Annotated in this window: 8 protein-coding genes; all 8 read left to right on the forward strand. The window is 43.5% G+C overall.

All coding sequences use genetic code 11. From position 1 onward, the window contains the following. The first annotated feature begins 102 nt into the window (after positions 1-102). The 8 genes from DCO56_RS20830 (at position 103) to pgmB (ending at position 14025) form a co-directional block, all read left to right on the forward strand. Positions 103-1386, forward strand: coding sequence for a Gfo/Idh/MocA family protein (locus DCO56_RS20830; protein WP_108635671.1), 1284 nt, complete (start codon positions 103-105; stop codon positions 1384-1386). Positions 1387-1992: 606 nt separating this feature from the next. Then, positions 1993-2979: a LacI family DNA-binding transcriptional regulator gene (locus DCO56_RS20835; RefSeq protein WP_245935885.1), complete on the forward strand. Its 987-nt coding sequence runs from the start codon at positions 1993-1995 to the stop codon at positions 2977-2979. 195 nt (positions 2980-3174) lie between these two features. Next, positions 3175-5760, forward strand: coding sequence for an alpha-amylase family glycosyl hydrolase (locus DCO56_RS20840; protein ID WP_108635673.1), 2586 nt, complete (start codon positions 3175-3177; stop codon positions 5758-5760). An 11-nt stretch (positions 5761-5771) separates the two neighbouring features. Further along, positions 5772-8738 (forward strand): SusC/RagA family TonB-linked outer membrane protein, encoded by a 2967-nt coding sequence (locus DCO56_RS20845; RefSeq protein ID WP_108635674.1) that lies wholly within the window; start codon positions 5772-5774, stop codon positions 8736-8738. A 32-nt stretch (positions 8739-8770) separates the two neighbouring features. Continuing rightward, positions 8771-10363: a RagB/SusD family nutrient uptake outer membrane protein gene (locus DCO56_RS20850; RefSeq protein ID WP_108635675.1), complete on the forward strand. Its 1593-nt coding sequence runs from the start codon at positions 8771-8773 to the stop codon at positions 10361-10363. Positions 10364-10452: 89 nt separating this feature from the next. Further along, complete coding sequence (locus DCO56_RS20855) at positions 10453-11472, forward strand: SusE domain-containing protein (RefSeq protein WP_146191105.1); 1020 nt, start codon at positions 10453-10455, stop codon at positions 11470-11472. 6 nt (positions 11473-11478) lie between these two features. Then, positions 11479-13338 (forward strand): glycoside hydrolase family 13 protein, encoded by a 1860-nt coding sequence (locus DCO56_RS20860; protein WP_108635677.1) that lies wholly within the window; start codon positions 11479-11481, stop codon positions 13336-13338. 39 nt (positions 13339-13377) lie between these two features. Then, on the forward strand, positions 13378-14025 hold the full coding sequence (pgmB, locus tag DCO56_RS20865) for a beta-phosphoglucomutase (RefSeq protein WP_108635678.1): 648 nt from the start codon (positions 13378-13380) through the stop codon (positions 14023-14025). Positions 14026-14031: the final 6 nt, after the last annotated feature.

Here is a 14031-nt window from a genome sequence, read left to right on the forward strand (position 1 = left end):
TAGGAAAACCTGAATAAATCATTTATAGCTAAACCAATTTGCCGTCAAAGGCCTGATAAAGTGCCGGTAAAGACGAACAGAAAATAAATTATAAAATAAAGAATGAAAAGAAGAGAATTTATAGCCAAGGGGATTGTATCCTCTTTGGCTTTTACAATTGTCCCTCGCGTTGTGTTGGGGGGAAATGGATTCCTTGCACCAAGCGATCGTATCAATCTTGGCTTTATTGGTGTAGGAAAACAATCCTATACCTTAATGAATGGCCTCAATCGCTGTAAGGAAATCGCCAGTCTGGCTGCCTGTGATGTCGATCGTAACAAATTGGCTGCATTTATTGCTGCAACAACAAAAAAACAAACGGAACTATCAAAGGCACAGGTCGAAATCAAAGCATATCACCATTATCGGGAACTGTTGGGTCGAAAAGATATTGATGCGGTTGTCATCGCGACGCCGGATCATTGGCATGCACAGATTGCGGTCGATGCTGCTAAAGCTGGAAAGGATATCTATTGTGAGAAACCTCTTGCGCTTACCATTGCCGAAGGTCGGGCAATGGTCGATGCAACCCGCAAATATAAACGTGTATTTCAAACAGGTAGCATGCAGCGTTCGTCGTACAATTTTAGACAGGCCGCAGAACTGGTTCTCAACGGTTATATCGGTAAAATAAAGGAAATCAACGTATCTGTTGGCGAGCCGGTCAAGCAATGTGATCTTCCATCCATGCCAGCACCCGACTATCTCGACTGGGATATGTGGGTAGGACCTTCACCCTATAGGGGATACAACCCAATCTTAAGTCCGCCATTGGAAGATGATAAATGGGCATGGTGGCGCGGCTATCGCGATTTTGGCGGTGGTTATATCACCGATTGGGGGGCGCATATGTTTGACATCGTCCAATGGGCATTGGGCATGGACGAATCTGGCCCAGTTCATTTTAATCCACCCAAAGAAGCCAATAGCAACACGGGGCTTTCCTTTAGCTACGCAAATGGTGTTAAGGTAAATCATGTGCAATGGGGAGTACATAATGCGATTCAGTTTATCGGTGAAAAAGGTAAGATTGAAGTAAGCAGAGAATTTATCCGCTCGAATCCGGAAAATTTGGCCAATCTTAAATTGACATCTGCAGATCGTCGTCTGTATTATAGCGATAATCACTATCAGGACTGGGTTGATGCGATTAAAAAAAGAAGCAAGCCTATCTGTGATGTGGAAATAGGCCACCGGACGAGCTCAGTGTGCAATGCCATTAATATTGCTTATGAACTTCAAAAGGATTTGAAATGGAATCCACACAAAGAACAGTTCGACAATGACTATGCTAATCTCATGCGCAGCCGACCCTATCGCGGTGAATGGGATTTTAGAAAATTCTAGTCTTTGCTGTAAATTTTCGACTCAGGCTTGACAAGATTGTTTTGTCAAGCCTGTTTTGTCAAGCCTGTTTTGTTTATTGATCAATATTTCTACCACAATACAGACCTGTATTACCCTATCTTAGACAGCAACATGTTATAGACATCGAATCGCATACTTGACAAGTTTGACCTTATATTTTCTAGCTATCAACTTCAACATTCTTTCGTATAATAGACGTTTTTTCTTCGGAAGTTAGTCGTTGCTTATTCGGTTCCAACCGAAGTAGTACCGAACAAATACCGAAGTAGTACCGAACAAACAGCGAGTAAAGTATGAAAATGGTATTAGGTAAAACTAGTTTTTGACTGGCCGAAATAGGCAAGTTGTCTGATGGCGGAAAGATGATGAAAGCTAGCATATTGGAATAATCATTTACAATGTTTGATCACTAGATTGCTTTTCTTATACGGTGATAAAAAAATACATGACTAGCTGATTTAAAACAGGGGGAACAAAAAAGAAAATTTGTTATTCTGGAGAGATAATTGCTTTATTTGTATTAAGCAATTATTAAATACGAACAGCAGAGGGAACCCCGATATGTCTCAATTAACAATAGTAGATTTGGCCAAAAGACTAGGCTTGTCAAAGTCCACCGTCTCCCGTGCATTTCGGGATAACGTCGATATTAATCCGGCTACGAAAGCTCGTATTTTGGCTATGGCCGAAGAAATAGGGTTTTCGCCAAATGTTTATGCAAGTAGCCTCAAAGCGAACAAAAGCCTGACTATTGCGATTATTATCCCCGAATTTGGCAATAAGTTTTTTTCACAGGCCATCAAGGGCATTGAAGCTGTGGCGCGGTCAAAGGGCTACCATACCTTGATTTACGTGACTGATCATCAGGTGCAGAATGAAGCCTCTATCATTCGTTCCTTAGCAAATGGGCGGGTGGATGGTGTTATCATCTCGGCTTCAGGTGAAGGAAAAGATCACTCCCATATCCAGTTGCTGGAAGAACGAGGTATTCCGGTGATGTTTTTTGACCGCGCATATGACGACTGGAAAGGGGGCTACATTACGGGAAATGACTTTGATTCGGCTTATCTCGCAACGAAGCATTTGATTACGAATGCCTGCAAACGGATTGCTTACCTCGCCATCAATCCCAATGTTTCTATTGGTAAGGTCCGTAAAAACGGGTACGAGAAAGCTTTGCTGGAAGCTGGACTGACGATCCATCCGGAACTGATCTTGGATACTGTTAACGATGCGGAACAAAATATGCGGGATATTGCCGCCTTGATCGAAAGGGAGAAACCAGATGCCATATTTGCTTCTGTTGAGCGCTTGGCGATTTCCAGTATCCGCGTTGCCAAGCAGCAGGGGATACGGATTCCGGAAGATCTCAAGATTATTTGTTTTTCCTGTCTGGATATCGCCGATCTCATTGATCCAGCACTCAGCGTGGTGAAACAACCGGCCTATGAAATGGGCGAATTAGTAACAAAATACCTCTTGGATAAGATGGATGATCCAACTAGTGATAAGTTTGCTAATTCGGTTTACCTTGATTCCCAGCTTATTTTTCAAAAATCCAGCCTGAAATAAGAAAAAAAATATTTGTTTTTTGTCATCCCATTATTTAGCTTTGATTACTTTCGGGAACATTCCCGAAAATATTTAAATAATCAATTTGTATAAAATATTGGAAGGGGAAATCCAGAAAATCGCAATAGGCGATTTCTTTTTACCTTGATTTCGGGAACGTTCCCATTGTCAATTTCCAATGAAAACTAGTTATCGATGGGGAAGCATATCACGCGTTTAATAGGGTATCTTTGGATGGTCGTCCTATTAGCATCATGTGCAAATAAAAAAGATATTGTTGATATTGAACAGCCGCCTGTGACTGAACGGCCGGAGACCGGCCTCGTCAATCTTTCTTCTCCATTCCTCTTCTGGGATAGGGAAATTACACTGCAATTTGATTTTTCAAAAGGAAATGCTGCTTTAAAAGGTAGTACAGCAGATCTATACCTACACGCTGGATTGATCCCTATCAATGGTGGTAACTGGCAACACGTGGTGACAGACTGGTCAACGAACGACAATGCCTACAAATTGAAGTTTATCGCGGCTGGACTTTATTCATTCACATTTACTCCCGCCAAATTCTTTAACCTGAGCAACGCTGAGGCCTTTGGCCAGCTGGCATTTTTGGCACGCAATGGCGATGGATCGCTGATCCAACGAAACCAAAATAATTCAGATTTATTTCTGCCTCTTGTGGCGAGCAATGGGCAGGCGATTCGATTTGTGTCACCTACGCTGCAACCCACTGATCCGATTACAACCGAGCATATGTATGTCGTTGGCGAAGATTTGAAGCTTGAAGTTCAGGCAACGCGGTCCGGAAAAATCAGTATCTGGGACAATGGCCAGCAACTAGCAGAATCTACTGCTGCGCTGTCGTTGGAAAAATCCGTCAGCTTACAAAGCAATGGGCTGCATGAGCTTGAGGCACGTCTGGAAATAGGTGGTCAGGTCGCTACGACTAAAATCACATTACTTGTACAGGCAAAACCGGCCATTGCGGCGCTTCCAAGAGGCGTTAATCCCAACGGGACGACAATCAATAAGGAAAAAGGACAAGTCAGTTTCGCATTGACTGCCCCCTTGAAAAACAGTGTGTATCTATTGGGGGATTTTAACGGTTATAAAGCATTGCCAGCCTATGCGATGAGTCAGACACCGGATGGTAAAACCTGGTGGGTGACTTTATCTAATCTGGATTTCGCTCAAAAATATACTTATGAGTTTTTGGTCGATGGTCAACTTTATATTGCTGACCCCTATGCCGAACTCATTCTCGATCCACAAAATGATCCGGCCTTGGGTCTGACAAGCAATGTACTGCCAGCTTATCCGGCAGCAGCGCACGGAATTGTGGGGGTATTGGATCTCGCAGAAAAGCCTTATTCTTGGAAAAACAGCTCATTTACTAAACCTGCGCAAGGTAATCTGGTGATTTATGAATTGTTAGTCCGTGATTTTGTCAAACAGCATCGGTACACCACACTAAAAGACTCCCTAGCTTATTTAAAACGCTTAGGGGTTAATGCGGTTGAATTGATGCCTGTCCAGGAATCGGAGGGAAATTCGACTTGGGGTTATAATCCTTCTTTCCATCGCGCTCTGGATAAATATTATGGATTGAAAAATGACTTGAAAGCCTATGTGGATGCTTGTCATGAAAACGGTATTGCCGTGATTTTGGACGTTGTATTTAATCATGCTTTTGGTCAGTCCCCACTCGTACAGCTTTATTTTGAAAAGGGCAATGTCGCTGGGAATAGCCCTTGGTTCAATACCGTCGCTAGACATCCGTTCAATGTCGGTTTCGACTTCAACCATGAAAGTAGCTATACCCAAACCTTTGTCAAGGATGTGTTGACCTATTGGATGCAAGAGTATAAAATTGATGGTTTTCGATTTGACTTGTCCAAAGGATTCACGCAGAAAAATTCGGGGACTTCGGAAAATGACCTCAGCGCCTGGAATGCCTATGATGCATCCCGTGTGGCCATTTTGAAGCAATACCAGCAGCATGTTCATAGCATAGATCCTTCCTGTTATATTATTCTTGAACATCTTGGTGGAGATCAGGAAGAAATGGAGCTGGCACAATCGGGCATGCTGCTCTGGAATAATATGAATACTGTCTTCAATGAAGCAGCAATGGGATGGAATGCAAATAATGGCTCAGATCTGGGCAGATTGTTTGCCACCAGCCACGGTATGGCGCAGCCTTCTTTTGTATCCTATATGGAAAGTCACGACGAACAACGGCTGTTGTTCAAATGCCTGAATTATGGGAATTCATCAGGTAGTTATAACATCAAAAACTTGAGTACAGCGCTCAAACGTATGGAATTGGCGGCCCTGTTTTTATTGGCTTCACCGGGGCCAAAGATGATCTGGCAGTTTGGTGAATATGGCTATGATGTGTCTATCGACGAAAATGGACGTACGGGTGAAAAACCGCTTTTATGGAATTATCTGCAACAAGACGAGCGTAGGCAGCTCTTTGAGACCTATGCCAAACTCACACGTTTTAAAACGCAAAATAACATCTTTCAAAATGGAAATATCACTGCCGCAGGTGTAAAGGATGTAGTGAAATATTTTGTACTGGAAAAAGATGGGCAACAAGTAGGGGTACTTGGCAATTTCGGAGTAGAAGATGCGGAGTTTGCATTGCCGCAAGCATTAAAGGGACAGTGGGTGGATAATTTTACGGGGAAAGAGCTCAACTGGTCCGGCCAGTCAAAACTGAGCCTTTTACCAGGGCAATACCAATTGATAAGCAAAACAAAACTAAATAAATAAACGGTTATTTTATGAACAAACAGCTATTACGTCCATTTTGGGCTCTGAACATGCTACTTGGGGTAAGTGCTTCGGCATTCGCCCAACAGGCGACGCTTCAAGGGCGAGTAATGGACCAGAAAGGAAATTCCTTGGTCGGTGCCACAGTGCGCTTTGAGGATATTCAAAAATCGCTGTCTACCAATGCGAATGGGGATTTTAGCTTGGATAGACTGCAAACGGGGAAATTACACCTGAAAGTGAGCATGGTCGGATATGCGAGCTTGGATACTTTAATCCAAGTGAACGATGGACGAAATCCGTTAAACCTCTACCTTAAATCCAATACGAGTGCCCTAGAGGAGGTCGTCGTTATTGGTTACGGTACACAAAAGAAAAGTGATCTTACGGGATCGATCAGTACGGTAACATCAAAAGACTTTCAAAAAGGACAGATTTCTTCTCCTGAGCAGCTCATAATGGGTAAAGTACCGGGTGTGCAGATCACAACCAGTGGCGGACAGCCAGGAGCAGGAAGCACAATTCGTATCCGGACGGGAGCTTCCTTAAACGCCAGCAATGATCCACTTATTGTTGTTGATGGAATCCCATTGGCTGGTGGTGGCATTTCAGGGGTTGCCAATCCCTTGAGTATGATTAATCCAAATGATATCGAGACGTTTACTATCCTGAAAGATGCCAATGCAACAGCAATCTATGGTTCGCGTGCATCCAATGGTGTCATTATGATTACCACCAAGAAAGGTAGCCGTGCCGGTACGCAGGTCAATTTCAGTACACAGAATTCACTGGCGACAGTAGCTAAGAAAGTCGATTTATTGTCCGCAGATCAGATTCGTGATTATGTCAATGCAAATGGAACCGACGCGATGAAAAAGCTGTTGGGAACAGCGAATACCGATTGGCAGGATGTGATCTATGGTAATGCTTTTACAACGGATAATAATATCAATATCGCCTCAAAAGTTGCCAAGATGCCTTATCGTGTTTCGGTCGGATATATGAACCAGAATGGTGTGCTGAAAAATGACAACATGAAGAGGACAGCAACTTCATTGGCCTTGACGCCCAATTTTTTCGATAATCATCTGAAATTGGAGGTAAACGCACGCGCAACTTGGTCGAAATCCAAATTCGCAACGCAGGACGCTATCGGTTCAGCCATACAGTTTGACCCGACCCAACCGGTCTATGTTGATGATAAAAATAGCTTTGGAGGATACTACGAATGGATACAGGGTGGGAAACCGAATCCAAATTCGCCCAGAAACCCTTTGGCATTACTGGAATTGCGAAAAGATATTGGAGATGTCTTTCGGAGCACGGGAAATGCCAAATTAGACTACAGCATGCATTTCTTGCCCGAGCTTCATGCTAACCTGAATGTGAGTTATGATTTGGCTCGTGCTAAAGGAAACACCCTGACACCTGCTATTGCGGCGCGTAATTTTAATGAAGGAGGGGAACGTACACAGTATAAGTCAGATATCAACAATAAAGTGTTGGAATTCTATCTGAAATATGATAAAGAATTGCCAGCTATAAAAAGTAATATTGACGCTACCTTGGGCTATGGCTATTATAAAAATAGCACGAAGTCCTATAATTTCGATCGCACCAGTGAGGCAGGGGACATTTTGACCTCGGTGAATCTTCCTTTTGATAAACCTGAAAATCTGCTGATCTCCTATTATGGACGGATGATCTATTCCTATGACAACCGTTATGTGCTGTCCGGAACGTTAAGGGCGGACGGATCTTCCCGATTCAGTCCCGATAATCGCTGGGGATATTTTCCATCGGTGGGCTTTACCTGGCGAGCAAAAAATGAAGGTTTCTTAAAAGATCACAACGCGATCTCGGATCTGAAACTACGGTTGAGTTATGGGAAAACCGGACAACAGGATGGTATAGCAAATTATTCCTATATGCCTAATTATACCATAGGTGGTGACCAGTCGATGTACCGCTTTGGCAATGAATATTATTATTTGTACTCGCCGGTAGTTTACGATGGTGATATCCGTTGGGAAAGTACCACAACCTATAATGCCGGAATCGATTTTGGTTTTAACGATAATCGCATTTATGGTAGCGTGGACTATTATTCAAAAAAAACCAAGGACCTATTGAGTACCATTCCGATTGCGGTGGGATCCAACTTTAGCAATTTTCTACTGACTAACGTCGGTAATATGGAAAACCAAGGTCTTGAATTTAATCTACATGTGTTACCGGTTAAAACGGAAAATTCAACCTTGGACCTTGGCATCAACCTGACCTATAACAGAAGTAAAGTCACCAATTTGACGCTATCGGACGATCCGAATTTTATGATCGAAACAGGTGGTATCCGTGGTGGTACGGGCAACAATATTCAGGCCCACATGGTGGGGTTTACACCTTATAGCTTTAGGGTCTATCAACAGGTATATGATGATGCTGGAAAACCAGTAGAGGGGTTGTATGTGGATCGCAACGGCGACGGCGTGATCAGTGATAGCGACCGTTACATGTATAAATCGCCTTTGCCTAAATATCTGATCGGTTTTTCGGCTGCTTACTCGTACAAAAAATGGTCTGCAAGCACAACTTTGAGAGCCAATTTGGACAACTATGTCTACGATAATGTTTCGTCCAATTTTGGAAGCAGTTACAATGTGATCGACCAGGCATCTTTGGTGATCAACAATGCACCTGTGGACTTTTTGAATACCAATTTCAAAGAAAAACAGTTACTCAGTGATTATTATGTCAAAAATGCTTCTTTTTTAAAGATGGATAACCTTAATGTCGCTTATCAGGTTGGTCATTTTATCCGCAACAGCAAAGCTACGCTTTCGATTTCGGCTACCGTGCAAAATGTATTTACGATTTCAAAATACAAAGGCGTGGATCCTGAAATTTCCAATGGTATAGATGATCGTTTTTATCCTAGACCACGTACCTATGTACTCGGAGTCAATGTCAATTTTTAAACTGAAAGAATTTGATTTAAAGCATAAACAACATGAAAAAACTAAATAAATATATAACGGTCTGTTTAATGGCACTATCGCTTTCGAGCTGCCATAAGGATTTGGATCTCAAACCGACCAATGATGTCACCGCGGATCTAGCCTATAAGGATTTCAAAGGGTATACAATGGCTTTCGCGCGATTATATGGTTCATTGACCATGACCAGTACCTCGGGGCCAAACAATACAGATCTAGGTGGTCTCGATGCGGGTACTTCGGATTTCTTGCGTCTTTTTTGGAATGCACAGGAACTGACAACAGACGAGGCCGCTTGTGCATGGCTTAATGATGGCGGAGTTAGCGGTTTGGATTACCTCAAGTTTGATGATAGTAACCCCATGCTCCGCGGTCTTTACACCCGTTGTATCTATAGTGCGACGCTCGTCAATGAATTTCTAAGAGAAAGTACAGATGCGAAATTGAGCGGCCGCGGCATCTCGGATGCAGATAAAACTGAAATCGCTTACTATCGTGCCGAAGCTCGCTTTTTGCGTGCATATAACTATTGGGTATTGCTTGATCTGTTTGGAAATCCACCCTTTGTAACCGAAGAAACTCCTGTAGGGAAGGTGTCTCCACCGCAGATTAAGAGAGCTGAACTCTTTGCTTATGTGGAAAAAGAGCTCCTGGAAGTCGCCAATCAACTGAAAGGAGCCAAACAGAACGTTTATGGACGTATTGACCAAGTAGCCGCATGGGGATTATTGGCCAGATTGTATCTCAATGCCGAGGTGTACCTGGGAACTGGCAATAAAAAATATGGCGAAGCCATTACCTATGCCGAAAAGGTGCTGAACTCAGGCTATAGCTTGGGCACGAATTATAGCCAATTATTTTATGCGGATAATGATGTCAACAATCCTGAATTTATTTTCTACTTGCCTTATGACGGTACCAAAACACAAAGTAAAGGTGGAACGACTTACCTCATCAATGCTGCTATCGATGCAACAATGAATCCGACTTCCTTTGGTGTTCCCGGAGGTGGTTGGGCCGGTAACCGCGTACGCGATAATATCGCAACGATTTTTGGTGATTATTCCGGAGTAACGGACAAGCGTGCGATGTTTCACTTAAATACAAGTGTTAAAATTGAAGATATCGCTGTCTATAAGCAGGGTTTGGCCGTGACCAAATTCCGTAATGTGAACAGGGATGGATCGGCACCTACCGCCGCAGAAGGTTTTGTGGCATCTGTAGACTTTCCATTAATCCGCCTCGCTGAGATGAATTTGATTTATGCTGAGGCGACATTGCGTGGTGGAACAGGTGGTACGATGGCCAAGGCACTCGATTATGTGAATAAGCTGCGTGTCCGTGCCTATGGTAACAACAGCGGAAACTTAACCAATCTTTCGTTGGACGATATTCTCAACGAACGCGTTAAGGAACTATACTGGGAAGGATTTAGAAGGTCTGATTTGATCCGCTATGGAAAATTTACGGGCGATAATTACCTATGGCCATTTAAAGGCGGTGTATTGGCAGGACAGGCAGTGGAAAGCTATCGGGTATTATTTCCCATTCCTGCGGCAGATTTGATTGCTAACTCAAATCTTGTTCAAAATCCGGGTTATAATTAATTGAATATCATATTGGAGTATCGGGCAGTATCGTATTCCATGACGTGCAATCGATAGGCCTGACGGACGCCAAAATAAAAAATAAAGGGATGAAAATTAGACACTATATCGGAATGATCCTGACTTTGTTTGTGGTCTTCCAGAGTTGTAAAAAAGACGAGACACAAGCAAGATTGGCTAGCGACGATGCCATAAAACCGGCGACATTGACCCTCGATAAAACCGCGGTGACCCTGTCAAAAGATAATGCCAGTGACACTGTGTTACACCTTACACTGGTACAGCCTGACTTTGGCTTTCAAGCTGCTGTGACCAATGTGCTGCAGATCGGTTTGAAAGGGGATAATTTTAAAACTGTAAAGGAAGTAGTGATCCCTAATGGCCGGACAAGCCTGGGATTTACGGGCAATGAACTGAATGGGTACCTACTTTCCCTTGGCGTGCCAACCGGAACAGTTTCAGATTTTGATGTTCGCCTCAAGTCGAGTATCAATACGAAAATTGCCGCTGTGTTTTCAGCTTTGGCAAGTCTTAAAGCAAGCCCGTATGCTTCGACGAGCTATTTGTATGCCATAGGCGCGTACGAAGATTGGGTAGAGGCCAATGCCGAATCGTTGATTTCGCCGACGAGCGATGGAATCTATACGGGAATAATCAATTTTCCAGAAGGAAAATTGACATTTAAACTGACACCTGAACGGAATTGGAGTAATTCGTATGGAGAGACAGAGCCGGGTAAATTAGTTTACAATGGCGGTCAGGACATCAAGGCTCCGCGCACAGGCAATCTCGAGCTTCAGGTCAATACCAACACAAATACCATTTCATACAAAGACCATAGCTGGGGCATTATCGGTAGTGCCACACCGAAAGGTTGGGATGCGGATACGGATATGAAATACGACAACGCTAATCAGGTATGGAAGCTGACCGTTAGTTTGACGGCGGGGGAAATCAAATTCCGTAAAAACCACGATTGGGGAACTAATTTTGGTGGAGCAAATGGAACCTTGGAAGCTGGTGGTGCCAATATCACTGTTGCAAGTGCAGGTACCTATGATATTGTCGTGGATTTCAATGCAAATACCTATACGCTGACGAAGAAATAGCACATTATGTTAAAGAGCAATAGAAAGATTACCACCGTATTGGTGGCACTAACAGTGCTTGGATGGAGCCCCTTAAAGGGGCAATCCATCCAACGCATAGAACCCTTAAACTGGTGGGTAGGAATGGAAAATCCGACACTACAACTGGTGATCTATGGACCTGAGATTGGAAAAACCGATGTGCAGATTGAGGATAAGGGGATAGAGCTTGTGAAAATTAACCGGGTAGAGAATCCGAACTATTTATTTTTGGATGTCAAGGTTGCCGCTTCGGCTAAACCGGGCTGGTCAACCTTGACCTTTAGCCAGGGAAAGAAAAAGTTAACTTACCGCTATGAATTAAAACAAAGAGACCAAAAAGTAAAAGCGCAAGGGGTGAACAGTGCGGACTTGATCTACCTGATTATGCCGGATCGTTTTGCAAACGGCAATAAGGCAAACGACCAAGTAAAGGGGATGCTGGATATGAGCTTAAACCGGGATTCGATGTACCTCCGTCATGGTGGTGATCTGGAGGGGATCATCGGTAAGCTGGACTACTTACAAGATCTTGGCGTGACATCGTTGTGGTTAACGCCCGTGTTGACCAACGATATGCCGCAAGCTTCCTACCATGGCTATGCCAATACCGAAACCTATCATATCGATCCGCGCTTTGGCAGCAACGATACCTATGTGCAATTGGGCGAACAACTGCATAAGCGTCAGATGAAATTGATTTTTGACGTAGTGCCCAATCATATTGGAAGCTATCATTGGACGGTGAAAGATAAGCCCATGTCCGATTGGCTCAATGAATGGCCAAGCTATACACAGACGTCTTACAAAGACCAAACTGTTTTCGATCCCTATGCCTCGGCAGATGACAAAAAGAAAATGGTCAAAGGCTGGTTTGTTCCGACCATGCCTGATATGAATGAGCAGAACCCGTATGTCCAAAACTATTTGACCCAAAGTCACATCTGGTGGATAGAGACTGCGGCAATTGATGGATTCCGTATCGATACCTATCCCTATAATGACCTTGATTTTATGGCCAAATGGACCGATCGGATCCAGCAGGAGTATCCCAATTTTACGTTTTTTGGCGAGACTTGGGTGCATGGCGTAGCTAATCAAGCTTATTTTCTGGGCGGAAAACACGTAGGTCAAGAGGTGGATTCCAAGCTGATGGGTGTCACGGATTTTCAGCTTAATTACGCGATAGGTGATGCGCTCAATCAAAAGACTGAATGGACCGCAGGCGCGAATAAATTATATTCTACCTTGGCCTCAGACTATCAATACCCCACGCCTGAGCGCAATGTGCTTTTTCTGGATAACCACGATAAGGATCGTTTTTTCTCCGTTGTGGGCGAAAATGTACAGAAATACAAATCAGCCATGGCTTGGCTGATGACCACGCGGGGGATCCCACAACTGTACTATGGCGCGGAGATTCTGATGAAAAACTTTTCCAATCCCGATGGCTTATTACGGGAAGATTTTCAGGGTGGTTTTGCAGGTGACAAAATGAATAAGTTTAGCCCCGAAGGGAGAACCAAGCCCGAGCAGGATATGTGGAGCTATGTGCAGACCTTAGCCAATTACCGAAAACAGCATGCTGTTTTACAAACCGGTAAAACAATGCAATATGTACCGGAGGATGGAATTTATGTTTATTTCCGTTATAACGAGCAGCAGACCGTCATGGTTGTGATGAATTGCAATGATGTGGCCAAGGAGATCAAACTGGATCGCTTTAAGGAAAGAAATAGCAAAGTAAAATCCTATTTCGATATTATCCAAAAGCAGGAGACTAGTCCGGCTGACAATACCTTGAAATTGGAAGCTTATGAGACTAAGGTGCTGGAACTTAAGTTTTAACACAATTTAAAAATTCTATTCTATATAGTTCATTTTTCAATGATTAATTATAATACTATAAAAGCCGTAATATTTGATTTGGACGGTGTGTTGGTGGATACGGCAATCTACCATTTTCAAGCTTGGCATAGATTGGCAGAAGGCTTGGGCTATTCGTTCAGCATTGTCGACAACGAACAGCTGAAAGGGGTCAGTCGCATCGAATCCCTGGAGCTGATTTTGAAATGGGCAGGACTGGAAAAGTCCGAATCGGAAAAGGAAGATTTGCTACGGCAGAAAAACCAGTGGTATCTGGAACTGATCGAGCAGCTTAGTCCAGCCCATTTGCTTTCCGGAAGCCTCGAACTGCTAAAAAAGCTGCGGGAAAAGGGAATTAAGATTGCACTTGGCTCGGCCAGTAAGAATGCATTGGGAATTCTCCAGAAAACTGGAATCGTTGGTTATTTCGATGCGCTGATTGATGGAAATGCGGTTCAGTTGTCAAAACCCAACCCCGAAGTATTTCTCAAAGGTGCGGAAGCATTGGGGATAGCAACAGCGGATTGCCTGGTCTTGGAAGATGCGCAGGCTGGAATTGACGCGGCAAGGGCTGCAGGTATGCAAGTGATAGGGATAGGACAAGCCGAACATCTAAAAGGAGCAGATTTGGTCGTGGCTGATTTAGGGTGCTTAGTCGGTAAATTTTAACGTGTA

The organism is Sphingobacterium athyrii (genome assembly GCF_003071065.1).
In the GTDB taxonomy this organism is placed as follows: Bacteria; Bacteroidota; Bacteroidia; order Sphingobacteriales; family Sphingobacteriaceae; genus Sphingobacterium; species Sphingobacterium athyrii.

What these genes read in the sequence shown, in the direction of transcription:
- DCO56_RS20850 (WP_108635675.1), top strand. Translation starts at nt 8,771, where the DNA reads ATGAAAAAACTAAATAAATATATAACGGTCTGTTTAATGGCACTATCG.
- pgmB (WP_108635678.1), top strand. Translation starts at nt 13,378, where the DNA reads ATGATTAATTATAATACTATAAAAGCCGTAATATTTGATTTGGACGGT.
- DCO56_RS20860 (WP_108635677.1), top strand. Translation starts at nt 11,479, where the DNA reads ATGTTAAAGAGCAATAGAAAGATTACCACCGTATTGGTGGCACTAACA.
- DCO56_RS20840 (WP_108635673.1), top strand. Translation starts at nt 3,175, where the DNA reads ATGGGGAAGCATATCACGCGTTTAATAGGGTATCTTTGGATGGTCGTC.
- DCO56_RS20855 (WP_146191105.1), top strand. Translation starts at nt 10,453, where the DNA reads ATGAAAATTAGACACTATATCGGAATGATCCTGACTTTGTTTGTGGTC.
- DCO56_RS20845 (WP_108635674.1), top strand. Translation starts at nt 5,772, where the DNA reads ATGAACAAACAGCTATTACGTCCATTTTGGGCTCTGAACATGCTACTT.
- DCO56_RS20830 (WP_108635671.1), top strand. Translation starts at nt 103, where the DNA reads ATGAAAAGAAGAGAATTTATAGCCAAGGGGATTGTATCCTCTTTGGCT.